This window comes from Massilia sp. Soil_C_3, from assembly GCF_057657035.1.
Genome location: NZ_JBDGJG010000005.1, coordinates 374045 through 399013 on the forward strand (window position 1 = coordinate 374045; position 24969 = coordinate 399013).

A 24969-nucleotide genomic window follows, 5' to 3' on the forward strand; every position below is an offset into this window, starting at 1 on the left:
AAGCTACAATCAAAGACCATTTCAGGCGAGCGCACGGCGCAAGCGATCTATACAACCTGTCAGCGAAAGAGACATGAGCACCTCGAACGAGCAAGCGAATCAGCACAATGACGGCCTTCCCCTCGACATGACCATCTTCGGCGGCATGGGCGACCTCGCCATGCGCAAGCTGTTGCCCGCCCTGTACATGGCCTTCCTGCACGGGAACCTGCCGCCATCGACCCGCATCCTGTCGACCGGCCGCCAGGACTACGATCGCGCCGCCTATCTGGCCTTCGTCGAGGAACATTCGCGCTCCTTCATCAGCGCCGCCAACTTCAACGAGAAGAGCTGGGCGGGCTTTCTCGACCTGCTGGTCTACGTGCGCCTGGACGTCTCGAACGCCGAGCTCTTCGACACCCTGCGCGATGCTTCGCGCGATGGCGCCCAACGCGTGTTCTACCTGGCCACCGCGCCGTCGCTGTTCACCACCATCTGCGACAAGCTGGCTGCCACCGGCCTGGTCGACGCCAATGCGCGCGTCGTGCTCGAAAAGCCGCTGGGCCGTGACCTGGCTTCGGCGGTCGAGATCAACGAGGCGGTCGGCAAGCACTTCGCCGAATCGCAGATCTACCGCATCGACCACTACTTGGGTAAAGAAACGGTGCAGAACCTGATGGTGCTGCGCTTCGGGAACTCAATCCTGGAACCGCTGTGGCGCGCGCCGAACATCGCGAGCGTGCAGATCACGGTCGCCGAAGAAGTCGGCGTGGGCAGCCGCGCCGGCTTCTACGACAGCGCCGGCGCGATGCGCGACATGGTGCAGAACCACCTGATGCAGCTGCTGTGCATCGTCGCCATGGAGCCGCCGACCTCGTTGTCGCCGGACGCGGTGCGCGACGAGAAGCTCAAGGTGATCCGCTCGCTGCGCCGCATGACCTTGGCCGACATCGCGCGCGACACGGTGCGCGGCCAGTACAGCCGCGGCGTGAGCGGCAACCAGGAAGTCAAGGGCTACCACGAAGAGAGCAACGTGCCGGCAGGCAGCCATACCGAGACCTTCGTGGCCCTGCGCGCCCACATCGATACCTGGCGCTGGTCGAAGGTGCCGTTCTACCTGCGCACCGGCAAGCGCATGGCCCGCCGCTCGTCCAAGATCGTGATCGAGTTCGCCAATCCGCCATTCCCGCTGTTCCCGGAAACCCCCGGCGGCGTCGCCAACCGCCTGGTGATCGAGCTGCAGCCCGAAGAAGCGATCAAGCTGCAGCTCTTTGCCAAGCAGCCCGGCAGCGGCATGCTGATGCAGCAGGTCGCGCTCAACCTCGACCTGCAATCGGCCTTCCAGCAGCGCCGCGCCGAAGCCTATGAACGCCTGCTGATCGACGTGGTGCGCGGCCGCCTGACCCACTTCATGCGCCGCGACGAGCTCGAAGCGGCGTGGGAATGGGTCGAGCCGATCATCAATGGCTGGGAAACCCTGAACGAGAAGCCGCACGCGTATGCGGCCGGCTCGTGGGGCCCGGCGGAATCGTTCGCGCTGCTGGCGCGCGACGGCTTCGGCTGGGTCGAGTAAGCCTGTTTGAACGGGCGGTTCAGTCCGCCCGCGCTTCTTCCAGATTGGCGCGCACCCGCGCCAGCAGCACCGTCAGCTGGGACTGCTCATCGTCGGACAGCCCGGCGAGCGCAACCGCTCCCAAGGCGCCGCTCTGGCGGTGCAGTCCCGCGAACACCTCCTGCCCGGCCGCGCTGAGCGTCAGCCGCGTGCTGCGCCGGTCCTGCTCGTCGGCGGCCGCCTCGAGCAACTGCGCTTCACGCAGCGCCCGGATCAGGCGCGCCACCTGGGCCTTGTCCCTTCCCGAATGCGCCACCAGATCGCTCTGTGTGGCGCCGGGATGGCGCGCAAAATACCCCAGCGCCTTCATCTCCATATGCGCCAGCTCGTGCGGGCCGCCGCGCAGGCCGCGCAGCTGCCGCGAACGGTAGAGATGCACGATCGCGTGCATCGTCTCCAGGGGATCGTCCGCACGGCTGCCCTGGATTTGGTTGACTCTATCAACTTCTTTTTGCATAATAGTGGACACTATCAACTAATGCTGGAGTGTAGCATGTCTGAATCCCATATTCCCTCCATTGAGCGCGTTCGCCACGACCTCAAGATGCGCGAGGTCGAGGTTGCGCGCATCGAGCAGCTCAGCCCCGGCTTTGCCAGCATCACCTTCAAGAGCGCCGCACTCTCGGATTTCACGTCGCTGTCCTTCGACGACCACGTCAAGTTCATGTTCGACGACGCGGGCGGCCAGCAGGTTCGGCGCGACTATACGCCACGCCGCTTCGACCGCCAAGCCTGCGAGGTCGACCTCGAGTTCGCCCTGCACGGCCATGGCGGCGCGGCCGAATGGGCGCGCAATGCCACGGTCGGATCGAAAGCCATCATCGGCGGGCCACGCGGCTCGATGATCCTGCCCCTGGTCATGGACTGGCACCTGCTGGTGGGCGACGCCAGCGCGCTGCCGGCGGTGACGCGGCGCCTGGAAGAACTGCCGTCCGCGGCCCGGATCCAGGCCGTGCTGCTGGTCGATGCGGCCGACCGCCGCGAGTTCGCCACCCAGGCCAACGCCTACGTCCACTGGGTGGCGTCGAACGAGGAATTGCTGCAGGTGCTGAAGGACCTGCCAATGCCAGGCGGCGCCGGCCTGGCCTGGGGCGGCGGCGAGGCCGCCCTGATGGCCCAGGTGCGCCAGCTGCTGATCGACAAGGGCCTGCCGCGCCAGGCTGCACGAATCTCGGCCTACTGGAAGCAGGGCGTGGCCGATCACCACGCGCATCTGGATTGAAGCCCGGCTAGACCACCGGCGTCGGCAACGGCTCGCCATCGAAGTGGGCCAGCAGATTTGCCACCGCCAGCCGCCCCATCGCGCGCCGCGCCTCAACGGTGAAGCTGCCGACGTGGGGCGTGAGCACCACGTTATCGAGCGCGAACAGCGCCTCCGGCACGTGCGGCTCGTCCTCGAACACGTCGAGCCCGGCCGCGCCGAGCCGGCCATCCCGCAGGGCCGCGACCAGCGCCGTCTCGTCCACCACCGAACCGCGCGCGATGTTCACCAGCGTGCCTTCCGGGCCCAGCGCCTCGATCACGTCCAGCCCGATCATGTGCCGGGTCTCCGGGCCGCCCGGCATGCACAGCACCAGCATATCGCTTTCCTCGGCCAGCGCCAGCAGCGAACTGCTGCGCTGTTCGGGCGCCGGCCCCGGGCTGCGCTGGTGGTAACGGATCTCCATCCCGAAGCCCTGCAAACGCTGCGCCACCGCCTGGCCGATGCGGCCGAAGCCGACGATGCCCGCCACCTTGCCTTTCAGGCTGCGGGCCTGGGTCAATGGCGCCTTGGCCGGCCACCCGCCGGCGCGCACGTAACGGTCGAGTAGCGGCAGGCGGCGCACGGTCGACAACAGCAGGGTGACGGCGAAATCGGCCACGTCGTCGGTCAGCACGTCGGGCGTGTTGCTGACGTGGATGCCCTTGTCCGCCAGCAGCGCCAGCGGCACCGCATCGACGCCGACGCCGTGCACCGACACGATCTCGAGCGCCGGCAGGCTGGCCACCAGCTCCGGCGTCACGCCGAGCGTACCGGTGGTGAGGACGGCGCGGATGCCGCCGGCGATGTGCTGGAAATCCGGGTCTCCGGTCGCCGGAATCGCCGGCACAAAATGGCACTGGAACGCTTGTTCCACCTGTGCGCGCACCTCCGGCGACCACACGCCGCCCAACACGAGAATCTCTGGTTTCATCGGTAAATACCCTGCCTTGTCGCTCAATATGGATAAGTCGAGTATGCCAGAGGAGCAGCTCATGCGCCGGTCGCCGGCCGCTTTCCCGACGCCGCTGCCTTCCGCTCCGGCTATATCTATTCGTACAGAGTTTTACCTAGCGCAAACAGGCTTGGGATTCGAATCGTGCGCGGTTGGAGCCCGGCGATAGTTGGCGTAGAGTCGCGTGATCGCCAATTCGACAGGATCGCCATCCATGTACGCCAGCAACTGGAACAATCTCGGGGCCTTCGGAGACCTCGGAACGCAAGCCCTAAAGCAAATGGACCGCAGCCGCCAGGCACGCGGCAAGATGCTGGATCGCGCCGGTTACGGGCCGCAGCAGACCCCGTCGACCGTGATCCTCGAACAGCCCGGCCTCAAGCTGCACCGCTATCTGGACGCCCCTGGCGGCGGCCCGGCGGTGCTGCTGGTGCCGGCGCCGATCAAGCGGGCCTATATCTGGGACCTGGCGCCCGACATCAGCGTGGTGCAGCGCTGGAGCGAGCGCGGCTATCGGGTCTACCTGGCCGAATGGCTGCCGATGCCCGACGGTGACGGCGACGTCGGCCTGGACGACTATGGCGACCGCATGCTGTCGGCCTGCCAGCAGGCGATCATGGAGGACAGCGGGCAAGAGCAGTTGACGATCGTCGGCCACTCGCTGGGCGGCATCCTGGCCGCCATCTACAGTTGTAGCCATCCCGAGCGCGTGGCCGCAACCGTCCTGCTCGAGTCGCCGCTGCACTTCGAACAGGCCAGCTGCTGCTTCTCGCCGCTGGTCAACGCCACCCCGCATGCACGCGGCATCGCCGACGCCTTCCGCCACGTGCCGGGCGTCTACCTGAACATGATGAGCGCCATGGCCGAACCGCAGGCCTTCCAGTGGGAGCGCATCGCCGACCGCTGGCTGTCGCTGCTCGACCCGAAGGCACTGGCCACCCATATGCGGGTCGAGCGCTGGACCCATGACGAATTCCCGCTGCCCGGCAGGCTGTTCACCGACATCGTCGAGTCGCTGTACCGCAACGACGATTTCATGCAGGGCCGGCTCGACGTCGGTGGGCGCACGATCGGCCCGCGCGACCTGCGCGCCCCACTGCTGTGCGTGGTCGACTTCCGAAGCAAGGTGATCCCGCCCGAAGCCGTGCTGCCCTTCCAGGAAGCCGCCAGCAGCGAACGCAAGCACGTGCTCGAATACCAGGGCGACGTCGGCGTCAACCTGCAGCACGTCGGCGTCTTGGTCGGCCGCAGCGCACACGCCGCGATCTGGCCGGCCATCTTCGAGTGGCTCGGCTCGCCCGCGCTGGCGAATGCATCGAACGATGGAAGCAAACGATCGCTGCCGGCTCTCGCGGCCAGCGCCGGGGCTGACGCCAAGGCGTCGCCGGCAGCGGACTAGTACCCGGACACGGGCGCGGCGTCGTGCCGCGCCATGCATTGCACATTCCTCCGCGCCCCGCGCAACCAAACTGTATTTATCTTTATAGCAATTCAATCGCGCGCCATCTGCTCTGCGGTCTGGATAACATCCAGTACCGAAAAGCGGGTGAGCGTTAGTGTATTTATAGGCTCCCCATGTGCAACCAAGCGCCACCCGGCCATCGGCCGGCGCCGCGCCCAACCGATCACGACATGGATGCCATAGAAGTGCAACGCACTATCTCAGCCCCTCGCGACACCCGACCTCGTCCCACCATCGGCCTGCGCGAAGCGGTCGCCGTCATCGTCGGCGTCGTGATCGGCGCCGGCATCTTCAAGGCCCCGTCGCTGGTCGCCAGCATGAGCGGCGGCGCCACGGCCATGTTCACCCTGTGGATCATGGGCGGCGTGGTCTCGCTCATCGGCGCCCTGTGCTACGCCGAACTGACCACCTCGTATCCGCATGCCGGCGGCGACTACCACTACCTGCACCGCGCCTACGGCCGCTCGGTCGCCTTCCTGTTCGGTTGGGCGCGCTTCTCGGTAATCACCACCGGCTCGATCGCGCTGCTCGGCTTCGTGTTCGGCGACTACATGCAGCAGGCGATTCCGCTGACGATGCTGCCTGAAGGCTGGGGCAGCACAACGTACGCCGTCGCCGTGATCGCCGGCCTGTCGGCGCTCAACCTGCGCGGGATCCGCACCGGGACCGGCACCCAGACCTTCCTGACGGTTGCGGAAATCCTCGGCCTGCTGCTCATCGTCGGCGCCGCGGCGCTGTTCACTGATCCGGCGCCCGCACCGGTCGCTGCGGCGACGGCCGCCAGCGGCGCATCCGGCGCGACCACCGCCGCCCTCGGGATGGCGATGGTCTTCGTCCTGCTCACCTACGGCGGCTGGAACGAGGCCGCCTACATCAGCGCCGAGATGCGCGGCGGTCCGCGCGACATGGTCAAGGCGCTGACCATGGGCATCGTCATCATCACCGTGCTCTACCTGATGGTGACCTGGGCCTACTGGAAGGTACTCGGCATGGACGGCATGGCCGCCTCCGAGGCGGTCGCGGCCGATGTCATGAAGGCTGCCTTCGGCCCGGCCGGCGAAAAAATCATCTCGGTGCTGGTAGCGATCTCGGCCCTCACCTCGATCAACGCCACCATGATCGTCGGCGCCCGCACCAGCTACGCCATGGGCCTCGACTGGAAAAAGCTGGGTCGCCTGGCCGAGTGGGACAGCGAGCGCGGTACGCCGACGGTCGCCATGACGGTGCAATGCGTGGCGGCCCTGGCCTTGGTCGCGACCGGCGCCGCGCTGGGCGGCGGCTTCAAGTCCATGGTCGAATTCACGGCGCCCGTGTTCTGGCTGTTCTTCCTGCTCACCGGCATTTCGCTGTTCGTGCTGCGCCGGCGCGAGCCGCATGTGACGCGCCCGTTCAAGGTGCCGCTGTACCCGGTGCTGCCGCTGCTGTTCTGCGCCAGCTGCGCCTATATGTTGTGGTCGAGCCTGTCGTATGTGTACAGCCAGCAGCTCGGCGGCCTGAACGCCGCCTGGATCGGCGTCGCGGTGCTTGCCATCGGCGTCGTGCTGTTGCTGCTGCTACGCTCGAAGAACGACCAGTAGATGCCATCCGTTTTTACCCCCAAGTCCAAACCTGACCAAGGAGCTGTGCTGATGAATCCGCAACCTCGCCGCCGTACCCTGCTGCTGTCGACCGTCGCCGCCACCGGCCTGATGATGTTCCCGTTCGGCCGCGCGCTGGCCCAGGCCACTGCCGCCACCGCCGCCACGCCGCGCCTCGACGTGCCTTACGTGCCGACCCCGCAAGAGGTGGTCGACAAGATGCTCGACCTGGCCAAGGTCGGCAAGAACGACACCCTGTTCGACCTGGGCTGCGGCGATGGCCGCATCGTCGTCACCGCCGCCAAGGAACGCGGCGCGCGCGGCACCGGCATCGACATCGATCCGACCCGCATCGCGGAGGCCAAGGAAAACGCCAAGAAGGCGGGTGTGTCCGATCGCGCCCAGTTCCGTGTCGGTGACTTGTTCAAGACCGATTTTTCGACCGCCACCGTCGTGACCCTGTATCTGCTGCCGACGATTAATGCGAAGCTGCGTCCGCAATTGTGGAAGCAGCTCAAGGTGGGCACGCGCGTAGTGTCGCATGCCTTCGACATGGGGTCGGAATGGCCGGCGGAGAAGACCGTTGAGGTGGATGGCCGGACGATTTATTACTGGACCATCACTGAGGCGAACAAGAAGGAATTGGCCTGATCCAGCCGCGCCCCTCTTGACTGCCGCCATTATCCAGTTACATGGATAATGGTGATCCATGAACTTCCGCATCCCGTCTGCCCGCGCATGAACCAGCTCCTGGCCATGCGCGCCTTCACCCGCGTGATCGACACCGGCTCGTTCAGCCGCGCCGCGGACCAGCTGGGCCTACCACGCTCCACGGTCAGCAAGCTGATCGGCGATCTCGAGGTCCACCTCGGCAACAAACTGATGCACCGGACGACGCGCACGGTGGCGGCGACGGCCGAGGGCGCAGAGTACTACCAGCAAGCCACCCGCCTGCTGACCGAACTGGACGCGATGGACCACGCCATGCGCGGCCAGAAACGCAAGCCGCACGGCCATCTGCGGATCGATGCCCCAGCCTCGTTCGCCACTTCGCTCCTGATTCCGGCACTGCCCGCCTTCCACCGCGAATACCCGGACATCACCCTGGCGCTCGGCGTCAGCGACCGTCCCGCGAATATCGTCGGCGAAGGCGTCGACTGCGTGATCCGCGCCGGCGAAGTGCAAGAAATGTCGATGGTCGGCCGCAAGCTGCTCGACCTGCGCTACGGTACCTTCGCGTCACCCACCTATCTCGCACGGGCGGGGACGCCACGCACACCCGCCGACCTCGAGCATCACGTCCGTCTGGGCTATTTCTTTGCAGCCACAACAAAGCCGAATCCGCTGGTGTTCGCGCGCGGCGACGACCGCTTGGACATCGAGGCCAGCCAATTGTCCACCAACGACGGCAACGGCCTGCTGGCATTGCTGCGGGCAGGCATGGGCATCGGCCAGCATTTCACGCGGATGGTGCAGCCTGCGATCGACGCCGGCGAGCTGGTGCCGATCCTCCAGGATTGGAACCGACCCGCCATGCCCTTCCACATCCTGTACCCGCCGAACCGGCACCAGAACGCCCGGCTCACGGTGTTCGTGGACTGGCTGATCGACACTTTCCGTGACTAGCGCCGCCCTGGCGCCAGGATGATCACGCGATGATCGCGGTCACCCGGATCTCGATCCGCATATTCGGCGCGCCCAGCTCCGCCACACCGAGCTCGGTCCAGATCGGCGCCCGATTCGGCATGTACTGGCGGAACAGCCTTGCCATCGTCTCGTTGGTCTCGGGAGGAAAGCCCCCTACGTGGTAAGAGTTCACGTGGATCACGTGCTCCCAGGTGGCGCCAGCCGCCGCCAGCACGCGTTCGACGTTCTTGAAGGCCAGTTCGATCTCGTCCTCGAGCCGTTCCGGAAACTGGAGGTCATCGGTCCAGCCGCCCTGCCCCGAAATCTCGACCCGGTTGCCGACCTTCACGGCCTGCGAATAGCCGAGCTTCTTGTAAAACATTTCGCCATAACCCGGGGTCACGAAGAATTCTGGTTTGTCCATGTGCTTGTCCTTTCGGTTTCTGAAGTGACGTCAGCTTATCCTCTTCCAGCGTCCGGATACAGACCGGTCCGCTGACAATACCATCCATCCAGCTGCACAATCCTACCTAAATAGGCCAATGCAGCTGTCATACATTGACATAAATAGATGAGAATCGTTATCATTCGTAGTCGCATTTATTTGTTATAGGTAGACGTGTGCTCCTCGAGCGCTGGTCCGCCCCCCACTCATCGTTAAAAACAGGAAAAAAGATGGAAAAGCAGGTCAGCGCCAACGGAAGCCGTAAATTGAAGACCCTGACGGTCTGTGTGGGCCTCGCGCTCCCGTTCATCGCTCAAGCGCAGTCCACCGAGAGCAACACCGCCGCCGGCACCACCTCGATGCCGCAAGTGCAGGTCCAGGCGCAAAAGCTCGCCGACGACGTCGGCTCGTATACCATCGGCCGCACCCGCACCGCGACCCCGCTCGACATGTCGCTGCGCGACACCCCGCAATCGGTCTCGGTCATCACCCAGCAGCGTATCGACGACCAGAACCTGGCGACCATCACCGATGTGGTCAACAACGTCACCGGCGTCTCGGTCAACCAGTACGAGACCCACCGCGGCAGCTTCACGGCGCGCGGCTTCGAAGTCACCAACCTGCAGATCGACAACATTCCAACGACTTGGGACGCGCAATGGAGCGCCGGCGAAGTGCTGGGCAGCCTGGCCCTGTACGACCGCGTCGAAGTGGTGCGCGGCGCGACCGGCCTGATGACCGGCGCCGGCACCCCATCGGCTGCGCTGAACCTGGTGCGCAAACGCGCCTTCAGTAAGAAGCTGGCCGGCTCGGTCGAAGCCACCGTCGGCCGCTGGGACAAGCGCCGCATCGTGGCCGACGTCTCGACCCCGCTGAACGAATCGGGCAGCGTGCGCGGCCGCTTCGTCGGCGAGTACGGCGAGGCCGACAGCTGGATCAGGAATATGGAGAACAGCGACCGTACCTACTACGGCACCATCGAAGCCGACATCGGCCGTGACGGCACCTTCTCGGCCGGCTTCAGCCGCCAGAAGATGAGCCCGCGCGCGCCGATGTGGGGCGGCCTGCCCTACCGCTTTACCGACGGCTCGGTCATCCCCGAAGATCGCTCGCTGACGACCGGCGCCCCGTGGGCTGGCTTCGACAACCAGTACGACAACTTCTTCGCCGACTACGAACACCGCTTCGCCAACGGCTGGAACCTGCGTTTCACCTATACCGACGCCACCCGCGACGGCGACTCGCGCCTGCTGTACCTGTCGGGCGTGCCCGACCGCGCCACTGGCTCGCTCTTTGCGTTCGCCGGTTCGTACGTCATCGAAACCAAGCAGAAGGACTTCGGCGTGCACGCCAGCGGTCCGTTCTCGGCCTTCGGCCGCGAGCACCAGGCCGCCGTCGGCTACCTGCATGCCAAGACCGATTTCACGTCGAACAACCGCCTGGCAAGCTTCCCGACCACGGCGGACGGCTTCGCGCCCTCGGTAACCGGCTTCCCGCAATGGGATCCCGCCAGCTACCCGACGCCCGTGTGGGGCCCGCAGGGCTTCTATGAAGGCAACGAAGTCACCCAGCAAGGCCTGTACGGCATGGCGCGCTTCTCGCTCACCGACCGGCTCAAGGCGATCGTCGGCGCCCGTGTGACCAAGTACGAGAAGACCGGTGGCCTCGCCGGCGCCGTCCCCTACCTGCTCAAGTACGACAACGAGATCACCCCATACGCCGGCCTGGTGTTCGACCTGAACGACACCTACTCGCTGTACGCCAGCCACACCAGCATCTTCCAGCCGCAGAACAACAAGGATTTTGCGGGCAACCTGCTCGACCCGATCGAAGGCAAGGCCAGCGAAGCCGGCATCAAGGGTGAATTCTTCGACCGCCGCGTGAACGCCTCGCTGTCCGTGTTCCACCTCAAGCAGGATGGCCTGGCGCAAAGGGCCGGCGAGGTCGACCGTGACGGCGCCGGTCCGCAGCTGCCAGAAGCCTATTACCGCGCCGTGGACGGCGCCACCAGCAAGGGCATCGAACTGGACGTCTCGGGCGAGATCGTCTCTGGCCTGAACGCCAGCATCGGCTACGCGATCTACCGCGCCAAGGACGAAACCGGCGCCGATTTCAACTCGATCTACCCACGCAAGACCCTGCGCGCCTTCGCTTCCTACCGCCTGCCGGGCGCGTGGAGCAAGCTCACCATCGGCGGCGGCGTCAACTGGGAAGGCAGCACCTACACGATCGACGGCACCGTAGCCTCTGGCATCGACGGCCGCATCGAGCAGGATTCGTTCGCCCTGGTCAACCTCATGGCGCGCTACGACTTCACCAAGCAGTTGTCGGCCCAGCTCAACGTGAGCAACGCGACCGACGAGACCCACTTCGCGATGTTCTCGGCCTTCAACCAGATCACCTACGGTGCGCCGCGCAACACCTCGCTGACCCTGCGTTACCGCTTCTGATGTCCTGAAGCGCTGACCCGAACGGGGCGCCGCAGCGATGCGGCGCCCCGTTTCTTTTGGGCCTGCGCGCCGATTTTCGCCTAGCCGGTAGAATGGGGGTCAATTGTCACATCGGGAGTACACACATGAAACGAACCGCACTGGTCGTCGGGGTCACCGGCATCGGCGGCAATCACGTCGCGCGCGAACTGCTGGACAGGGGCTGGGACGTGGTCGGCCTGTCGCGCCGCGCGCCGCAAGACCTGCCCGCCGTACGCCACGTGGCCGCCGACCTGCTCGACCCTGCCGCCCTGGGTGCGGCGCTGGCCGACGTCGAGCCGACCCACGTCTTCATCACCACCTGGATGCGCCAGGACACCGAAGCCGAGAACATCCGCGTCAATGCCGCGCTGGTGCGCAACCTCCTCGACGCGCTGTCGCCAAAAAACAGCGTACGCCACGTCGCGCTGGTGACCGGGCTGAAACACTATCTTGGGCCGTTCGAAGCCTATGCCAGTTCGGGCACCCTGCCCGATACCCCCCTGCGCGAGAGCCAGCCACGCCTGCCGCTCGAGAATTTCTATTATGCGCAGGAAGACGAAGTCTATGCCGCGGCCGAGCGCGACCGCTTCACCTGGACCGTGCACCGTCCGCACACCGTCATCGGCCTGGCGGTCGGCAATGCGATGAACCTGGGCACCACCCTGGGCGTGTACGCGACCATCTGCAAGGAGACCGGTCGTCCGTTCCAGTTCCCGGGTTCAAGCGCGCAGTGGAACGGCCTGTCGGACGTCACCGACGCGCGCATGCTCGCCAGGCAGCTGGTGTGGGCCGCCGATACCGACGCCGCGCGCAACGATGCCTTCAATATCGTCAACGGCGACGTGTTCCGCTGGAGCTGGCTGTGGCCGAAACTGGCCGCGTTCTTCGGCGTGGAGGCGGCGGGCTTCAACGGCACCATCCAGCCGCTGGAAGCCGCAATGGCGAACGACCACGCGGTGTGGCGCGAGATCGCCGCGCGCCACGGCCTGGTCGAAGCCGACCTGGATCGCCTGGCCTCGCCCTGGCATACCGACCTCGACCTGGGCCGTCCACTGGAAGTGATGACCGATATGGCCAACAGCCGGCGCCTGGGCTTTACCGCTTACCAGGCCACCGACGATTCCTTCTACGACCTGTTCGCGCGCCTGCGCGCAGAGCGCCTGATCCCCTGATCGTTCAGCCGGCCGGACAGGCCGGCGCCTGCCCCCCGGCCTGGGCCCGCACGGCCTGCGCGATCGTGGCCGAGAGCTTGTCCAGCGCCGCCCGGTGGCCCGCCACCAGGGCATCGTGGCCCATCCCCACCGGTTCCTGGTACACGCTGCGGCAAGTCTGCATCTGGCCGCCAGGCTGGCTGCCTTCGAGCCGGCGCACGCTCCACACCACGTCGAGCAGCGCGAGGCTACCGGGGCTCGATTCGAAGCGCTGGACGTCGGCGCCGACTCGGTACAGCGTGCTCCCGTCCGGCGCCGCGCTGCGGTAGACGTCCACCCCGCCCAGCCGGGCCGCGATCCCGAGCGACAGGCTGTTGCCGATCTCCTCGGCCAGCGGCCCGGCCCAGCGGTGGTGTTCTTCGAGGTCGATCGTGCCTTCGCCGGTGCTGACCACCATCTGCGGACGGCGCAGCTGGGCCGGCACCGTCACCGGCCGCATCTCGAAATACAGCGGCGCGGCGCTGGCTGCCGGCGGCGTGGCCGTCGCAGGGCCGCCGCTCAAGGTATAGAAGCGGTCGACCGGCGTGCTGCTGCAAGCGGCCAGGGTGGCCAGGGCGACCGTCGACACGGCGGCGCCAATCAGGCGGCAAGGGCTGGTAAACGACGTCATCACTTCTTCTCCTGGGGTTTGCCGCGGATGATCGACTGCGGATTGCGTTCGAGGTAGTCGGCCAGCGCATTGAGCTTGGCCATCGTGTCCGTCACTTCCTGCAGCGCCTGGCGCAGGTCGGACTGCAGCGGCGAATCCTGGGCCAGCAGGTTCTCGGCGCGCGCGAACGTGCCCTTGGCGGCGGTCAGCGTGCCCGTCATCTCCGGCAGCACCTCGCCTTCGAGGCGCGACAGGGTCGCATTCGCCTGCGCCAGCGTGCGGTTCAGGTTGGCGCCGATCTCGTCGAACGGCACCTTGTCCAGCTTGTTGGCGATGCGCGCCACCTGGCTTTGCAGCTCGTCGAGCTGGCCCGGCACGGTCGGCAGCACCACCAGCTCGCCCTGCTGGCCGACTGCGGCCTTGGCCGCGTTGGGGAAGAAGTCGAGCGCCACGTACAGCTGGCCGGTGAGGATGTTCCCATTGCGCAGCTGCGCACGCAGGCCGCGCCCCACCATCATGCCCATCATGTCCTTGCCCTCGCGGCCCTGGTTCAGGGCGTTCATGAAGTCCTGGCCCAGGCGGCCCGGGTACATATCGATCGTCACCGGCATATTGAAGCGGCGCCGCTCGCGATCCCATTCGATGCCCACGCTGCGCACCTCGCCCAGCGCCACGCCGCGAAAGTCGACCGGCGCGCCCGGCGCCAGGCCGCGCAGCGTCTGGTCGAAGTACAGCACCGCGCTGGTGGCCGGGCCGTCCGGCGGACGCAGCGCCGCGGCGCGGTCCTCGGCCAGGCGGTAGCGGCTGCCTGCCGGGGCCGGCGCGGCCGGCTTCTTGCCGTCGGTCGATTCGAAGGCGATGCCGCCGGTGGCCAGCGCCGCCAGCGACTGGGTGTTGAGCTTCAAGCCGCTCGCGTCCAGGCGCAGGTCGACGCCGCTGGCGTGGTACCAGCGCGTGTCGGTGCCGACGAAGCCGATATACGGCTCCTCGACGAACACCGACATGTCGATGCCCTGCCCGGCCTTGTCCAGTTCGACCTTGGCCACCTGGCCCACGCGCACGCGCCGGAAGTAAACCGGCGAACCAGGCGCCACCGAGCCCAGGCTGTCGGCGTGCAGCAGGTATTCGCGGCCCTTCAGGCCGATCGGAATCGGCGGCGCCGTCTCGAGACCAGTGAAGGCATCGCTGCTGTCCTCCGAGGCGCCGGGCGCGGCGCCGATGTACGGGCCTGACAGCAAGGTGCCGAGTCCCGACACGCCGCTGGCGCCGATCTGGGGGCGCACCACCCAGAAGCGCGAATCCTTGGCCGTGAAGCGGCCGGCCTCCTTGACCATCTCGATCTTGGCCACTACCCGGTTGCCATCGTCGGCCAGCGTCACCGACACCACACGGCCGATGTCGACGTCCTTGTACTTGACCCGGGTCGTGTTCGCCTCCAGCCCTTCGCCGCTGGCGAAATACACGTACACCGTGGGTCCCTTGTTGGTTACCCATTGGACCACCTGCCAGGCGCCGATGAGGGCCGCCAGCAGCGGGATCAGCCAGATCAGCGACGGCAGCCAGCGGCTCGGGCGGTCGACGTCGGGCGATGCGGGTCCCTGCGGCGGTCGTGCGCCGTCCGGTTCAGACATGTCGTTCTCCATTCGATTCAATAGGGTCCCAGATCAGGCGCGGGTCGAACTGGTGCGAGGCGACCATGGTCAGGATCACCACGCAGCCGAAGGCGATCGCGCCGGGGCCGGCGGTGATCGTGGCCAGCGCATCGAAGCGCACCAGGGCCACGGTCAGCGCGACCACGAAAATGTCGAGCATCGACCAGCGGCCGACGAATTCCACCACCCGGTAGGCGCGGGTGCGCGCCAGCGGCGCGGCGCGCGAGCGCAGCTGGGCGGTGGCATTGAGCCAGGCCAGCGCCACCAGCTTCGATACCGGCACCACCACGCTGGCGACGAAGATGATGATGGCAAGGCCAGGCGAGCCGGTGTTCCAGAACAGCACCACCCCGCTCATGATGGTGTCGCCCTCGGCGCCGCCGCCGATCATGCGCGAGTACATCACGGGCAGCAGGTTGGCTGGTACGTAGAGCAGCGTGGCCGCGACCAGCATCACCCAGGTCCAGCCGATGCTGTTCGGGATACGGCGGTGCAGCGCCGCGCCGCAGCGGCGGCAGTGACAGGCGCCATCCTTCGCGCGCTGCCAGGGATAGCCGTTGACCAGGCCGCAGGCGCGGCAGGCCAGGAGCGTGTCAGGCGCATGGGCCACGGCGTAGGCGCCGGCCCCCTGCGGCGGGCGCGGCGCCAGGCGGTCGGCCAGCTCCCACAGCGCCTTGGGTTCGTAGCGCATCACGAGCGCGCACAGAATGGTGAGCACGCCGAAGGCGAACAGCCCTGGATGGGGCACGACCCGTGCCAGGCTGGTCATCTTGATGACGGTGATCAGGATGCCGATCATCAGCACCTCGGTCATGGCCCAGTGGCGTGCGCCCTGGACCACCCGCAGCACGAGGTGAAAGCCGGGAACGCGGCGACCGCGCCGCAGGCCGATGGCAACGTACAGCAGCGCGCCCAGTTCCAGCCCCGGGAAGACGACGGCGCACAACAGCACCATGGCCGCGACCACCTGCATCCCGGCGTTCCACAGCACGCCTACCGCCTGCAGCAGGGTCGCGCCGGTCGCCATGCCGCCCAGTTCGAGCGTGACGATCGGGAAGCTCTGGGCCAGCAGGTAGACCAGCACGGCGCCGAGGGTCAGCGCCACCAGCGAATCGGCGCGGCGCAGCGGTCCGCCGGCATGCCAGCGATACAGCTCGTGGCGGCAGCGCGTGCAGCGCGCGCGCTCGCACGAGTTCAGCGGCTCCCGGTGGTACAGGCAACCGCAGTCATGACAGCCGATCAGATGCTCCGCGCTCAATCGTTCTCCTCGCTCTGCTACATTAGTGCTTTCGCACTATGTATTATGACCGGAAGCAATTGAGCGTGTCTTTTCGATCGAATCGCGCGTGTCCGGTCGATCAGAAGCGAACCTTGACGAAGGCCGACGGTCCCTTCAGTTTCAGGTCGAGGTCGGCCGTGCGGTCGCCATTGCGGTGCAGGTCGATCTTCTGGACGTTGTAGTCGAGCACCAGGCCGACGTTCTTGTGCGGGAACCATTCGACGCCGACGGCGCCGTTCCAGATATGGCCCTCGACCGTGCCGCCATTCTTCTTGATGCCCGAGGCTTCGGCGTAGAAGCGCCATTGCTCGTTCAACTGGTGGCGCCACGCCAGCTCGACGGTCGGCGCCCAGACGCTGTCGCTGCCCTCGGCCGAACCGCTCCACGAGCGGTTCTCGACCGGATTCGAGGCGGAGAGGTTGGCGTCGGCCGAACCGGAGATCTTCGCGCGCAGGTAGGCGGCGCCCAGGCCCACGCCGAAGGCGTTCTTTTCCTTGCCCATCCACCATTTGTAGGCGAAGCGGGCCATTTCCAGGCGCAGGTCGGCGTCGGCGGTGATGGTGCCGCTGACCGGACGGCCTTCGTAGACAGCGTCGCCACTGGCGGTGCCGGTCCAGTCTTCGTCGAAGCGGAAGTAATCGAACGACAGGCCATGGCTGTCGCCGATCAGCATCTCGGCCTTCACGCGCGGCAGGGTGACGTCGTCGATTTTTTCGTCGGGCGTGTCGACGCGGCCGTAGCGGGTGTCGCCGCCCAGGTGGATCTTCGGCTCGGCATAGAAGGCGCCGGCCGAAACGCTCATACGGTCGAGGGCCGGCGACTGCTGGGCTTGGGCCATGCCGGCGCTTGCCGCGCCCAGCAGGATGGCGCCCTTCAGGGCCGTGACGAGTGTGGTGTGGACGATGGACAAGGTGGTGCGCGGCGCGGTGCGGGACATGGAGCTCTCCGATAAAAAATGTTATTCAAAGCCCGCCAGACTATGTCTTGACGCGGCGACATTCATTATCGCAAGATGCCATTTAAACAATGCGCACGATTGAACTGACTTTGTGGTCAACAAGCGACACTTCACCAAAAGTCGAAACATATGTTAGCTGGCGTACCGCGCCACGCAAAAGGCAGCCGTATAGAGGATGGCATGGTTTATCATCAGGAAACATCAACCACCTCCAGCCCGCCGATGAAGCAATACACGCTGCCGCAGAACTCCTTCCTCCTGTTACTGGCGATCGTGACGATCGCATTCATCTGGGTGCTGCTGCCCTATTCCGGAGCCGTGTTCTGGGGCGTGGTGTTCGCCATCCTGTTCGCACCGCTGCAATCGCGCCTGCTGCGCGTGACCAAGGGGCGGCCGACGGTCGCCGCCCTGCTTTCGCTGCTGGTGATCATCCTGATGGTCCTTTTTCCGCTGGCCCTGATCACCTCGTCGCTGATCAATGAGGTCACCGTCATCTACGCCCGCGTCAGCGCCGGCGAGGTCAATTTCGCCTCCTACTTCAACCTCGTGATCCGCGCGCTGCCGGACTGGGCGATTTCGCTGCTCGAGCGTTTCGAGCTGACCAACCTGGCTTCGCTGCAGGACAAAATCGCCGAAGGCGCGGCCCAGATCAGCCAGGCCACGGCGCACTATGCCCTCAATATCGGCCGCAACACGCTCGACTTCGTAGTCAGCATGACCATCATGCTGTACCTGCTGTTCTTCCTGCTGCGCGACGGCCGCATCCTGGCGGCGCGCATCCAGCGTGCGGTGCCCCTGTCGGTCGAATACAAGGGCCGCCTGTTCCAGAACTTCACCACGGTGATCCGGGCCACGGTCAAGGGCAATGTGCTGGTGGCGATGGCCCAGGGTGCGCTGGGTGGACTGATCTTCTGGGCGCTGGACGTCAGCGGCGCGCTGCTGTGGGGCGTGGTGATGGCCTTCCTGTCGCTGCTGCCGGCGGTCGGCGCGGCCCTGGTGTGGGCGCCGGTGGCGGTCTACTTCCTGGCCACCGGCGACATCTGGCAGGGCGTCGTGCTGACCGCCTACGGCGTGCTGGTGATCGGCCTGGTCGACAACATCCTGCGCCCGATCCTGGTCGGCAAGGACACCAAGCTGCCGGATTACGTGATCCTGCTGTCGACGCTGGGCGGGATGGCGCTGTTCGGCCTGAACGGCTTCGTGATCGGGCCGGTGATCGCCGCGCTGTTCATCGCGGCCTGGGATCTGTTCTCGCGCGCGGATGAATTCCACGAGCCTTCGGAAGTCCAGTAAGAAAAACGCCCCGTTCGAGGCGGGGCGTCGTCAAGCTGGCGCAGTGTGATTACTTCGCTTGAGCGTGCGCTTCCAGGCGGCGAGCAACGGCCGGAGCGACGGCATCGGCGCCGCGGGTCATGCGGTACAAGGCCCAGACGTCGCCCGCGTCGGCGCTGCGGGCGACGGCGCCCGGCGCCGCTTTCGCACTGACGAAATTGGCGAGGGTGGCGACGAAGGCCGACAGCTGGGCTGCGAGGCTTGGGCGGAGCGACAGGGTGGACATGATCTTCTTTCGTGTGTGGGCTGGTATGACTCCAGTATGCGCCCTCTCAGATAGAAATCAAATTGCAATCCATGATGATTGCCATTCACAAATCATCTATCTGGCGTTCAAACCCCCACCGTCATCACCGAACGCATGATCTGCAACACCGCCGGCCCCAGCAGCACGACCAGCAGCGCCGGGAAGATGCAGAAGATCAGCGGGAACAGCAGCTTGGTCGCGATCTTGGCCGCCTTCTCCTCGACCAGCTGGCGGCGCCGCGTGCGCAGCTGTTCGGATTGCACGCGTAGCGCGGTGCCGATGCTGGTGCCGAAGCGCTCGGCCTGGATCAGCATCTTGGCCAGCGCGTCGACGTCCTCGACGCCGGTGCGCAGCGCCAGGTTGCGCAGCGCTTTCTCCTTGCCGCTACCGGCGCGCAGTTCCAGCGTCACCAGTTGCAGTTCCTCGGCCAGCACCGGGCTTTTCAGGCCGATCTCGTTGCCGACCCGCGCCAGTGCCGCATCCATCGCCAGGCCGGCCTCGACGCATACCGTCATCAGGTCCAGCGCGTCCGGGAAGCTCTCGAAGATCTCGCGCTGGCGGTTGGCGATGCGGCGCTTGAGGGCGATGTCCGGCACGTAGTAGCCGACGGCGGCCGAGCCGACCAGGTACAGGAAGGTCAGCACCAGCGGGCGCTCGTTATGGTGCGGCAGCGCGATATACACGATCAGCGGCAGGCCGATCGTCAGCGCGGTCTTCCCGGCGTGGAACAGGCCTGGCACCGACGGCGCGCGCCAGCCGGCGTTGATGAAACGCAGGCGCACCGGCGAGGTCTCCCAGCCCTCGGCCGGCACCGACAGCTTGGCCAGCGGCTCGGCCAGGCGCGCCAGGCGCTCGCGCCAGCCGTCGGTGCGGCGGGCGGCAGGCGTGTCGCGTTCATCGAGCGCCACCAGGCGCGCCTTCACCGGGTCGCGCGTCAGCAGCATCATGGCCGCCACGGCGATCCCGAACACCAGCACGAACATCGCCGCCAGCATCACGATTTGAGGCATCGTCATCTTGTTGATCCTGAAAGTTCTTACATGCGGATGCGGACGATCTTGCGGATCGCCAGCACCCCGAAAGCCATCATGCCCAACGCCGCGCCGGTCAGCTGGCGTCCCACCGGATCGTTCACCAGCACGCCCATCGTCTCCGGATTGACCGCGTACATCATGGTGCCGGCGCCGAACGGCAGCAGGCACAGCACCCAGGCCGAGATCCGCCCTTCCGCCGACAGCACGCGCACCTGGCCTGCCAGCTTCTGGCGGTCGCGCACGATGGTGGCGATGGAGGTCAGCAGCTCGGTCAGGTTGCCGCCGCTCTCGCGCTGAATCAGCACCGCCACCACGAAGTACTGCAAGTCCATGCTCGGCACGCGCTGCGCCAGGTTGTTCAGCGCATCGGCCATCGAGACGCCGAAGTTCACTTCGTCGAACGCCGTCTTGAACTCCTCGCCCAGTGGCGCCGCCACTTCGTCGGCCACCAGCTTGAGCGCCGTCGGGAAGGCATGGCCGGCGCGCATCGCGCGGCCCATCATGTCCAGCGCCTCGGGCAGCTGGCGTTCGAAGCGCACCATGCGCTGGCCGCGCGCGCGCCCCAGGCGCAGTAGCGGCAGGCCGGCCGCGCCCAGCGCGCAACCCAGCACAGCGGGCAGCGGCAGGCGCAGCACCAGCGCGGCGACCAGGCCGGCGCCGAAGCAGGCCGCGCACACCGCCAGCAGCGAGGCCACCAGCTGGGCGCTGCCGGCCTGCACCAGCATGCGGTCGAGGCGGCGCGCCAGCGGCAGGCGGCGCAGCAGCGGCTCGAGATCGGGATTGTCGGAGAGCCGGCGATCCTTGGTGATGGTGACGTCTTCCTGGCGGGTATCGCTCTTGATGACGCTGCGCAGGCGGCGCGCGACGCGCTCGGCCTCGGGATCGCGGCTGGCCTGCCAGGCGGCGTACACACCCCAGACCAGGAGCATGACGGCCGCGAACAGCATCAGGATGAACAGGATGAAGGTGGTGTCCATGTCGGCTTTCGCTCGGCGCTCAGACGCGCGGCTCGAAGATGTGCGGCGCCAGATTCACACCGAAGGTGCGCAGGCGCTCGGCGAAATGCGGGCGCACGCCGGTGGCGCTCGACTGTCCGGTCACGGCGCCGTCCTCGGCCACGCCGGTCTGGCGGAAGGTGAAGATCTCTTGCATCGTGATCACCTCCCCTTCCATGCCCGTTACTTCCGAGATCGACAGCACCTTGCGCTTGCCGTCGGTCAGGCGTGACACCTGCACGACCACCCCGACCGCCGACGCGATCTGCTGGCGCATCGCCTTCGGCGGCAGGTTCGGCGCCGCCATGCTGATCATGTTTTCCAGGCGCGTCAGGGCGTCGCGCGGGGTGTTGGCGTGGATGGTCGCCATCGAGCCTTCGTGGCCCGTGTTCATGGCGCCCAGCATGTCCATCGCCTCTTCGCCGCGCACCTCGCCCAGGATGATGCGGTCGGGGCGCATGCGCAGCGCGTTCTTGACCAGCGCGCGCTGGCTCACCTCGCCCTTGCCCTCGATATTGGCGGGACGGGTTTCCAGGCGCACCACGTGCGGCTGCTGCAGCTGCAGCTCGGCCGCGTCTTCCACCGTCACTACGCGCTCGCTGTGGCTGATGAAGCCCGAGATCACGTTGAGCATGGTGGTCTTGCCGCTGCCGGTGCCGCCCGAGATCAGGATATTGACCTTGGCCTTGCCCAGGCCCTGCAGCACCTCGGCCATGTCGGCCGTCATGCTTCCGTAGGAGACCAGGTCGGCCAGGCGCAGCGGATCGGCCGAGAAGCGGCGGATCGACATCACCGGGCCGTCGATCGCCAGCGGCGGGATGATCGCGTTCACGCGCGAGCCGTCCGGCAGGCGCGCGTCGACCATCGGGCTCGATTCGTCGATGCGGCGGCCCACGCGCGAGACGATCTTGTCGATGATCTTCATCAGGTGGGCGTCGTCGGTGAAGGTGACGTCGGTCAGCTCCAGCTTGCCGCGGCGCTCCACATAGACCTGCTTGTGGGTATTGACCAGGATGTCCGACACGCTCGGATCGGCCAGCAGCGGCTCCAGCGGGCCGAAGCCCAGCATCTCGTTCTGGATGTCGCGCGTCAGCGTCTTGCGCTCGGCGTCGTTGATGACGACCATCTCTTCTTCGAGCAGGCGCTCGACCAAGAGGCGCAGCTCCTGGCGGATCTGGTCCTGGTTCAGGCGCTGCATGCTCTCCAGGTCGACGCGGTCGAGCAGCGCCTCGTGGATGCGGGCCTTGAGCTGGTGGTAGGCACGGTTGTCGATCGGGCCGCCGCGCTGGGCGACCGGGCGCGTGATCGCGCCGGCGCCAATGCTGGTGCCGGCGCTGCCGCTCATGCTGGCAAGGCGTTCGCGCAGGGAGGATGGTGGCGTCATGTTCATCTCGGTCTTTCTCTATCTCGGGCGACGGTCAGACGTCGGTCTTCCTGCGTTTGAAGAAGCGCGTCATCAGGCTGGCGCCCTGCACCGGCGCGGCTTCGCCGGTCAGGCCGCGCGCCATCGTCATCAGGGCCATGCTCAGCTGGCTGTCGGGCGCCAGGCGCGTGACCGGCACGCCCTGGTTGACCGACCTGGCCGCCGCGTCGTAATGGTTCGGCATCGTGCGCAGGTGCGTGGTGTCGAACGCCTCTTCGAGGTCCTTGAGCCGGATGTCGCTGTTGTTGTCATGGCGATTGACGATCAGCTCGACCTTGTCGTTGCCGTATTCGAGGTTGCGGAACACCGTCAGCAGGCGCTTGCCGTCGCGGATATAGGGCAAGGTGGTCTGCAACACCGGGTAGATGGTGTCGGCGTGGTCCAGCGCGCGGATGCTGACCGGGTCCAGGCTGCGGCCGACGTCGAGCACGATGAAGTCGTACTGGCGGCGCGCCAGCTTGATGATGGCGTCGATGTGTTCGGGCTTGACGTCGCTGGCGTGGGCCGGATCGGACGGCGCCGCCAGCACGCTGAAGTTGGGCGTCACGCTGACCATGCTTGAGGACAGGAAGGACGGGTCCAGGCGGTGGATCTGCGTCGCGACGTCCGACAGCGTGGCCAGCGGCTTGCTGTCCGAGACGAACAGCGAGGCGTCGCCGAACTGCAGGTTCATGTCGATCAGCGCCACGCGCTTGGCGCCGCCTGCGCTCAGGGCGTAGGCCAGGTTGGTGGCGAGGAAGGTCGAGCCGCTGCCGCCCTTGCACGAAATGAAGGCCAGCACCCGGCCCTGGGCCGCGCCTTGGCTGCCCAGCTTCTCGGCGACATGGTCGACGGCCGCGACCAGGTCGGCCGGCAGCGGCTTGGCCGCCAGCACTTCGCGCACGCCGGCGCGCATCGCGCGCAGCAGGAAGTCCTGCGACAGGTCTTCGGACAACACGATGAAGGCCATGCGCGGGAACAGGTGGCCCAGGCGCTCGAGCTGGTCGAGCTCACCCTCGTCGGCGCGCGGCGCGTCGACGATCAGGAGGTCTGGCACGGCCTCGTCGGCCATCGTCGACAGGCGCGCGGCGGTGCCGGCGATCATGTCGACTTCGTCGCTGCCCGGCCGGGCGCGCAACTGGCGCGACAGCTCGATCAGGTGGCGCTCGTCGCGCGAAAGGACTGCGATCTTCATGGTGGCTCTCCCTGCTCTCTTATTTGCCAAACGCGCTGGCGTCGCCCTGCGACGTCGGCGTCACATAGGAGTTCTGGTAATTGGCATAGGCCGCGACGGCCGCGCGGGCGTCGCTGCCCCGCTCCACGCGCGGCTGCGGCGGCGCCGTCTGGCTGGCGAGCATGGCGCGCACGCTGTCGCCATTGGTGGCCGGGCCGTCGGTGGCGCAACCGGCCAGGATGCCCAGGAAAGCCAGCAGGCTGGCGCACAGGATGGTTTTCATGATTACTCCTTTGAGGTAGCGCTGGCGCGCTGGCCTTCATGCTGGCCGCCGAGCAGGAACTCGGTGCGGCTCGGCTGCACGTAATGATCGGTCGGCAGCGCCGGCACGGTTTCCATCGGCCTGGCCAGTCGCGGCGTCACGATGAACACCAGCTCGGTGCGGTCGTTCTGGAAGTCGCTGCTGCGGAACAGCGTGCCCAGCACCGGCACTTCGCCCAGGAAGGGGAAACGCTTGATATTGCTGGTCACGTTGTTGCGGATCAGGCCACCGATGGCGAAGCTCTGGCCGTCCAGCAGCTGCACCGTGGTCGAGGCGCGGCGGGTGGTGAACGACGGCAGGATCGCGCTCGCGTTGCTGCTGCCGCCAGTCGAGATGCCGATGCCTTCGCGGTTCAGCTCCGACACTTCCGGCGCCACGCGCAGGTTGATGCGGCCGCCGGCCAGCACGGTCGGGGTAAACTTCACCGCCACGCCGTATTCCTTCTCTTCGAGCGTGATGGTCGGCGTGCCGCCGCCGGACGACTGGGCGACCGGGATGAAGATCTTGCCGCCGGCGAGGAAGCTCGCCTCCTGGCCGCTCACGGCCATCACGTTCGGCTCGGCCAGGATCTTGACCAGGCCGTCGCGCTTCTCGCCGTCGATCGTCAGTTCCTTGATGCCGGCGCCGACGCCGCCGATCGAACCGGCGCCGCCGCTCAGCAGGCTCGAAACCACGCCATAAGTCCAGCTGCCATTGGTCTTGGCATAGCCGGCCTTGGCGCCCAGCTGGTCGACCAGCGACTTCGACACCTCGGCGATCTTCACTTCGAGCATGACCTGCTGCGGGGCGGCGATCGACAGCATATTGAGCACCTTGGCGCCAGTCGACGGCGCCGCGCCGCCGGCGCCCGCGGCCGCGGGAGCGCCGACGCCGGCCGGCGACGGGCTGCCTGCCCCGCTGTTGGACTCTCCACCGGACGATCCGATCGCCTGGAAGGCGGTGGCCAGCTCCACCAGCTGGCTGGCAACGACGGCGTCGCTCACCATGCCCGACAGGATCAGGGCGTTGCCGCTGCTGCCGATGCGCACGTCCTTCTCTTGCGGGAACAGCGTGTCGAACTGGCTGCGCAGGACCGAGGTGTCGACGCCGACGGCGATGTCGACCACGGTCGACTTCTTGTCGCGGCCCGACACGATCAGGTTGGTGGTGCCGACGCTGCGCGCCACGATCACCACTTCGCCGGAATTGGGCACCACCACGTTGGCCACCTGCGGGTCGCCCACCGTAACCTGGGCGGCCGGCGTGCAGAAGCGCTTGATGACCGACTTGCCGCGCACCAGTTCCAGGCGCGGAGCGGCGTCGCTGCGCAAGTCGATGCAGTCGGCGGCCGATGCCGGGCCGGCCTGCATGGCCAGCGCCAGGGTCAGGTGTGAGGCCAGCAGGGTTTTATTGAACGATGGATTCATG

Annotated in this window: 23 protein-coding genes; 9 read left to right on the forward strand and 14 right to left on the reverse strand. The window is 66.7% G+C overall.

The window, feature by feature from the left end; all coding sequences use genetic code 11:
* Positions 1–73 precede the first annotated feature (73 nt).
* Positions 74–1552 carry a glucose-6-phosphate dehydrogenase gene (zwf, locus tag AC3A6F_RS12280; RefSeq protein WP_487681043.1) on the forward strand — a complete coding sequence of 493 codons (1479 nt, stop codon included), beginning with the start codon at positions 74–76 and terminating at the stop codon, positions 1550–1552.
* A gap of 19 nt (positions 1553–1571) precedes the next feature.
* Here zwf and AC3A6F_RS12285 read toward each other — a convergent pair whose 3' ends face one another.
* Entirely contained in the window at positions 1572–1970 is a 399-nt protein-coding gene (locus tag AC3A6F_RS12285) for a MarR family winged helix-turn-helix transcriptional regulator (protein ID WP_487681045.1), read from the reverse strand.
* A 114-nt stretch (positions 1971–2084) separates the two neighbouring features.
* Here AC3A6F_RS12285 and AC3A6F_RS12290 point away from each other — a divergent pair, with 114 nt between their 5' ends.
* On the forward strand, positions 2085–2813 hold the full coding sequence (locus AC3A6F_RS12290; RefSeq protein WP_487681047.1) for a siderophore-interacting protein: 729 nt from the start codon (positions 2085–2087) through the stop codon (positions 2811–2813).
* 7 nt (positions 2814–2820) lie between these two features.
* Here AC3A6F_RS12290 and AC3A6F_RS12295 read toward each other — a convergent pair whose 3' ends face one another.
* On the reverse strand, positions 2821–3765 hold the full coding sequence (locus tag AC3A6F_RS12295) for a 2-hydroxyacid dehydrogenase (protein WP_487681049.1): 945 nt from the start codon (positions 3763–3765) through the stop codon (positions 2821–2823).
* A 235-nt stretch (positions 3766–4000) separates the two neighbouring features.
* Between AC3A6F_RS12295 and AC3A6F_RS12300 the strand changes: the two genes are divergently transcribed.
* From AC3A6F_RS12300 to AC3A6F_RS12315, 4 genes are all read left to right on the forward strand, one after another.
* Positions 4001–5185 (forward strand): alpha/beta fold hydrolase, encoded by a 1185-nt coding sequence (locus tag AC3A6F_RS12300; protein WP_487681051.1) that lies wholly within the window; start codon positions 4001–4003, stop codon positions 5183–5185.
* 176 nt (positions 5186–5361) lie between these two features.
* On the forward strand, positions 5362–6825 hold the full coding sequence (locus AC3A6F_RS12305; RefSeq protein WP_487681053.1) for an APC family permease: 1464 nt from the start codon (positions 5362–5364) through the stop codon (positions 6823–6825).
* Between the two features lie 51 nt (positions 6826–6876).
* Positions 6877–7476, forward strand: a complete 600-nt coding sequence (locus tag AC3A6F_RS12310; protein WP_487681055.1) for a class I SAM-dependent methyltransferase — start codon at positions 6877–6879, stop codon at positions 7474–7476.
* Positions 7477–7563: 87 nt separating this feature from the next.
* A complete protein-coding gene (locus AC3A6F_RS12315) occupies positions 7564–8451 on the forward strand; it encodes a LysR family transcriptional regulator (protein ID WP_487681056.1) in 888 nt (295 codons plus the stop codon).
* A 22-nt stretch (positions 8452–8473) separates the two neighbouring features.
* Here AC3A6F_RS12315 and AC3A6F_RS12320 read toward each other — a convergent pair whose 3' ends face one another.
* Entirely contained in the window at positions 8474–8875 is a 402-nt protein-coding gene (locus AC3A6F_RS12320; protein WP_487681058.1) for a RidA family protein, read from the reverse strand.
* A gap of 251 nt (positions 8876–9126) precedes the next feature.
* Between AC3A6F_RS12320 and AC3A6F_RS12325 the strand changes: the two genes are divergently transcribed.
* Both AC3A6F_RS12325 and AC3A6F_RS12330 read left to right on the forward strand, forming a co-directional pair.
* Positions 9127–11346 (forward strand): TonB-dependent siderophore receptor, encoded by a 2220-nt coding sequence (locus AC3A6F_RS12325; RefSeq protein WP_487681060.1) that lies wholly within the window; start codon positions 9127–9129, stop codon positions 11344–11346.
* 125 nt (positions 11347–11471) lie between these two features.
* On the forward strand, positions 11472–12539 hold the full coding sequence (locus tag AC3A6F_RS12330; RefSeq protein WP_487681062.1) for an SDR family oxidoreductase: 1068 nt from the start codon (positions 11472–11474) through the stop codon (positions 12537–12539).
* Between the two features lie 4 nt (positions 12540–12543).
* On the opposite strand, the gene AC3A6F_RS12335 is transcribed toward AC3A6F_RS12330, so the two are convergent.
* The 4 genes from AC3A6F_RS12335 to AC3A6F_RS12350 all read right to left on the reverse strand — a co-directional run bounded on the left by AC3A6F_RS12335 (position 12544) and on the right by AC3A6F_RS12350 (position 17035).
* Positions 12544–13188, reverse strand: coding sequence for a PqiC family protein (locus AC3A6F_RS12335; protein WP_487681064.1), 645 nt, complete (start codon positions 13186–13188; stop codon positions 12544–12546).
* Entirely contained in the window at positions 13188–14798 is a 1611-nt protein-coding gene (locus tag AC3A6F_RS12340; protein WP_487681066.1) for a PqiB family protein, read from the reverse strand. The genes AC3A6F_RS12335 and AC3A6F_RS12340 overlap by 1 nt, the downstream gene beginning before the upstream one ends.
* Positions 14791–16077, reverse strand: coding sequence for a paraquat-inducible protein A (locus AC3A6F_RS12345; protein ID WP_487681067.1), 1287 nt, complete (start codon positions 16075–16077; stop codon positions 14791–14793). Before AC3A6F_RS12345 ends, AC3A6F_RS12340 begins: the two co-directional genes overlap by 8 nt.
* 100 nt (positions 16078–16177) lie before the next feature.
* On the reverse strand, positions 16178–17035 hold the full coding sequence (locus AC3A6F_RS12350; protein ID WP_487681069.1) for a hypothetical protein: 858 nt from the start codon (positions 17033–17035) through the stop codon (positions 16178–16180).
* Positions 17036–17278: 243 nt separating this feature from the next.
* On the opposite strand from AC3A6F_RS12350, the gene AC3A6F_RS12355 reads away from it, so the two are divergent.
* On the forward strand, positions 17279–18349 hold the full coding sequence (locus AC3A6F_RS12355) for an AI-2E family transporter (protein WP_487681298.1): 1071 nt from the start codon (positions 17279–17281) through the stop codon (positions 18347–18349).
* Between the two features lie 49 nt (positions 18350–18398).
* On the opposite strand, the gene AC3A6F_RS12360 is transcribed toward AC3A6F_RS12355, so the two are convergent.
* From AC3A6F_RS12360 to AC3A6F_RS12390, 7 genes are all read right to left on the reverse strand, one after another.
* Positions 18399–18614: a hypothetical protein gene (locus AC3A6F_RS12360; RefSeq protein WP_487681071.1), complete on the reverse strand. Its 216-nt coding sequence runs from the start codon at positions 18612–18614 to the stop codon at positions 18399–18401.
* A 107-nt stretch (positions 18615–18721) separates the two neighbouring features.
* Positions 18722–19651, reverse strand: coding sequence for a type II secretion system F family protein (locus tag AC3A6F_RS12365; protein WP_487681073.1), 930 nt, complete (start codon positions 19649–19651; stop codon positions 18722–18724).
* 20 nt (positions 19652–19671) lie between these two features.
* Entirely contained in the window at positions 19672–20646 is a 975-nt protein-coding gene (locus AC3A6F_RS12370; protein ID WP_487681075.1) for a type II secretion system F family protein, read from the reverse strand.
* Positions 20647–20665: 19 nt separating this feature from the next.
* Positions 20666–22054 (reverse strand): TadA family conjugal transfer-associated ATPase, encoded by a 1389-nt coding sequence (locus AC3A6F_RS12375; protein WP_487681077.1) that lies wholly within the window; start codon positions 22052–22054, stop codon positions 20666–20668.
* Positions 22055–22082: 28 nt separating this feature from the next.
* Positions 22083–23261 (reverse strand): CpaE/TadZ family protein, encoded by a 1179-nt coding sequence (locus AC3A6F_RS12380; protein ID WP_487681079.1) that lies wholly within the window; start codon positions 23259–23261, stop codon positions 22083–22085.
* A 19-nt stretch (positions 23262–23280) separates the two neighbouring features.
* Positions 23281–23523 carry a hypothetical protein gene (locus tag AC3A6F_RS12385; RefSeq protein WP_487681081.1) on the reverse strand — a complete coding sequence of 81 codons (243 nt, stop codon included), beginning with the start codon at positions 23521–23523 and terminating at the stop codon, positions 23281–23283.
* A gap of 2 nt (positions 23524–23525) precedes the next feature.
* Entirely contained in the window at positions 23526–24968 is a 1443-nt protein-coding gene (locus tag AC3A6F_RS12390; RefSeq protein ID WP_487681083.1) for a type II and III secretion system protein family protein, read from the reverse strand.
* Between the last annotated feature and the right edge of the window lies 1 nt (position 24969).

Bases quoted from the DNA above. Each gene is read 5' to 3' on its own strand.
- zwf (WP_487681043.1), top strand. From the start codon at position 74: ATGAGCACCTCGAACGAGCAAGCGAATCAGCACAATGACGGCCTTCCC.
- AC3A6F_RS12290 (WP_487681047.1), top strand. From the start codon at position 2,085: ATGTCTGAATCCCATATTCCCTCCATTGAGCGCGTTCGCCACGACCTC.
- AC3A6F_RS12295 (WP_487681049.1), bottom strand. From the start codon at position 3,765: ATGAAACCAGAGATTCTCGTGTTGGGCGGCGTGTGGTCGCCGGAGGTG.
- AC3A6F_RS12300 (WP_487681051.1), top strand. From the start codon at position 4,001: ATGTACGCCAGCAACTGGAACAATCTCGGGGCCTTCGGAGACCTCGGA.
- AC3A6F_RS12305 (WP_487681053.1), top strand. From the start codon at position 5,362: ATGTGCAACCAAGCGCCACCCGGCCATCGGCCGGCGCCGCGCCCAACC.
- AC3A6F_RS12310 (WP_487681055.1), top strand. From the start codon at position 6,877: ATGAATCCGCAACCTCGCCGCCGTACCCTGCTGCTGTCGACCGTCGCC.
- AC3A6F_RS12315 (WP_487681056.1), top strand. From the start codon at position 7,564: ATGAACCAGCTCCTGGCCATGCGCGCCTTCACCCGCGTGATCGACACC.
- AC3A6F_RS12320 (WP_487681058.1), bottom strand. From the start codon at position 8,875: ATGGACAAACCAGAATTCTTCGTGACCCCGGGTTATGGCGAAATGTTT.
- AC3A6F_RS12325 (WP_487681060.1), top strand. From the start codon at position 9,127: ATGGAAAAGCAGGTCAGCGCCAACGGAAGCCGTAAATTGAAGACCCTG.
- AC3A6F_RS12330 (WP_487681062.1), top strand. From the start codon at position 11,472: ATGAAACGAACCGCACTGGTCGTCGGGGTCACCGGCATCGGCGGCAAT.
- AC3A6F_RS12335 (WP_487681064.1), bottom strand. From the start codon at position 13,188: ATGACGTCGTTTACCAGCCCTTGCCGCCTGATTGGCGCCGCCGTGTCG.
- AC3A6F_RS12340 (WP_487681066.1), bottom strand. From the start codon at position 14,798: ATGTCTGAACCGGACGGCGCACGACCGCCGCAGGGACCCGCATCGCCC.
- AC3A6F_RS12350 (WP_487681069.1), bottom strand. From the start codon at position 17,035: ATGTCCCGCACCGCGCCGCGCACCACCTTGTCCATCGTCCACACCACA.
- AC3A6F_RS12355 (WP_487681298.1), top strand. From the start codon at position 17,279: ATGAAGCAATACACGCTGCCGCAGAACTCCTTCCTCCTGTTACTGGCG.
- AC3A6F_RS12360 (WP_487681071.1), bottom strand. From the start codon at position 18,614: ATGTCCACCCTGTCGCTCCGCCCAAGCCTCGCAGCCCAGCTGTCGGCC.
- AC3A6F_RS12365 (WP_487681073.1), bottom strand. From the start codon at position 19,651: ATGACGATGCCTCAAATCGTGATGCTGGCGGCGATGTTCGTGCTGGTG.
- AC3A6F_RS12370 (WP_487681075.1), bottom strand. From the start codon at position 20,646: ATGGACACCACCTTCATCCTGTTCATCCTGATGCTGTTCGCGGCCGTC.
- AC3A6F_RS12375 (WP_487681077.1), bottom strand. From the start codon at position 22,054: ATGAACATGACGCCACCATCCTCCCTGCGCGAACGCCTTGCCAGCATG.
- AC3A6F_RS12380 (WP_487681079.1), bottom strand. From the start codon at position 23,261: ATGAAGATCGCAGTCCTTTCGCGCGACGAGCGCCACCTGATCGAGCTG.
- AC3A6F_RS12385 (WP_487681081.1), bottom strand. From the start codon at position 23,523: ATGAAAACCATCCTGTGCGCCAGCCTGCTGGCTTTCCTGGGCATCCTG.
- AC3A6F_RS12390 (WP_487681083.1), bottom strand. From the start codon at position 24,968: ATGAATCCATCGTTCAATAAAACCCTGCTGGCCTCACACCTGACCCTG.